Here is a 2,159-nt window from a genome sequence, read left to right as displayed (position 1 = left end):
CTCAGCGACAGCGAGCAATACGTCTACGGCGCCGACGGCCAGCGCGTGCGCAAAACCCGCTCGCTGCAAACCCACGCGCAATCGTTGCTGCTTGAAACGCTGTACCTGCCCGGCCTGGAAATCCGCAGGCACAGCGGCACCGGGGAAATACTGCACGTCATCGACGTCAGCACCGGGCGCGGTAGCGTGCGGGTGTTGCACTGGCAGGCAGGAAAACCCGATGGCATCGCCAACGACCAGCAGCGCTACAGCCTGACCGATCACCTGGGATCCAGCACGCTGGAGCTGGACCAGGATGGCCAGGTCATTACCCAGGAGCGCTATTACCCGTTCGGCGAAACCGCGTGGTCCAGCGGCGAAGCGGTGCAGGTCGGTTACAAGACGGTGCGTTATTCGGGGAAAGAGCGGGATGCGACGGGGCTTTATTACTATGGGTTCAGGTACTACGTGCCGTGGTTGCAGCGCTGGGTGAATCCGGATCCGGCTGGAGAGCAGGACGGATTAAATATGTTTGCTTTCGTTAAAGGAGACCCGGTTTCGTACAGGGACGTTCAAGGATTGGGACGAATTGATATTTCCAACATGACCAAGAAGCAGGAAAAGTTAGCAGGCCTTAGTGGGAAGCAGGTTTTTCCTGTTGAGGCTATGAATAAAATGAACGTCAGCCTGGGTCGTGAAGATGACAATCCAGTAAGTCCTGTTTATGTTGAAGTTGATGAAGGTACTATGAACAGACTTATATTGGCTGACAGGGCCATTCGGTTTGCCAGGACCTTACTACCATACGGCTCTAGTAACCAGGCAATTGATTTATGGCGAACACGGGGACTCGTTCACCCTCTTGTTGAGTTGCTACGAGACGGCTCAGGAACTCTGATGAACAACGCGGTTCAAGAGTTCGCTGGAAATTGTGGGGAGTTCTCTCGGGTTACCTTCGAATTGCTGGCGAGCGCTTCTTCACGAACGGATCCGGTGTACAGGGTAGGCGCTCAAGGGATGGATCATTCCTTTGTTGTCCTTGGGGATCATCGCATGGACGGTGCAGTGTACGCAGATGCATGGCCAACATTTCCCGTGGCGCACCTGGCTGATCATGGCACGTTCGAAATTTCCAAGGTTTATGAAACCAGCGAACCCGGATACGTGCCCGGTGATAATTACATTGACGAGCGCTCGCTGGAAGTAGCTGCGAAGAAGAAATTTCCTTTGAAAGTGGGGGATAAAAAATCAAATTTGAGTCTTGCGGGAGTTATAGATGATGGGCTCAAAAATAAAAGAATCTACCAGCAATGGACTTCGGTAAAGGGTGATTCAACAGCCTATTGCTACTCCACGGGCGATGTGGAAATTTTTCCGATGTTGTCGAAAAGTTATGTTCATGAACGACTTGAACACGCAGTTGAACTGCAGAAGGTATGGAGGAAGTAAGCGTTTAATTTCGTTTATCACACTAAAGGTGAGTAGTCATGCGATCGTTGGCCAGAACCATTCACCGTGACACACCAACAGTAGCGGTCGTTGATCCGCGAGGATTGGCTGTGCGATCGGTGGACTACTATCGCGCTGTGGAGGGCGAGGGCGTCGAGGTGCAGGTCAATCGATCGGTTTATGACCCGCAAGGGCGAGCGAACGATCTGCGGGATCCGCGGTTGTTCCTTGAGGCGTCGTCACCGGCCAACCTGAGCATGACCCATAGCCTGAGCGGCGCTGTCTTGTGCAGCGTCAGTGTGGACGCAGGCCTGCGTCTCAGGCTGTTGGGCGAGGACGGCCAGCCGGTGCACGATTGGGATGGCCGGGGCGCCCGGCGCCTGATGCACTACGACGTTCAACGACGGCTGACGACCTTGTTCGAGCAGGCACAGGGTGGCGAAGCCGTGTGTGCGGAGCGTTTGAGCTACGCGGCCAACGATCAGGCGGCAGCCGATCACAACCAATGCGGGCGGTTGATCCGGCACGATGATCCTGCCGGAACGCTGCACTTCATCCATTACGCTTTGACCGGTTCGGTGCTGGCGCACAGGCGCCATTTCACCGATGCGCCACTGCCCGGTTTCACGACGTCTGTGCGCCTCAATCCGCTGGGCGAGTCGCTGTCCCGGACCGATGCCCAGGGTAACGAACAGCAGTTTGCGCAGTCGCTGGCCGGTCATTTACGCAGC

General features: G+C 55.6%; 1 protein-coding gene and 1 pseudogene. Both read left to right on the top strand.

Annotated features, from left to right (window positions below; genetic code table 11):
• Window positions 1–1,428: RHS repeat-associated core domain-containing protein (locus IB249_RS29525; RefSeq protein WP_192309932.1), on the top strand; the 1,428-nt coding region annotated here is incomplete at its 5' end.
• A 119-nt stretch (window positions 1,429–1,547) separates the two neighbouring features.
• Window positions 1,548–2,159 (top strand): annotated as a pseudogene (locus IB249_RS29520) (toxin); the annotation flags it as partial.

Origin of the sequence: Pseudomonas sp. PDM04 (assembly GCF_014851765.1) — a bacterium.
In the GTDB taxonomy this organism is placed as follows: Bacteria; Pseudomonadota; Gammaproteobacteria; order Pseudomonadales; family Pseudomonadaceae; genus Aquipseudomonas.
This window is presented reverse-complemented; position numbering and strand designations above follow the sequence as displayed.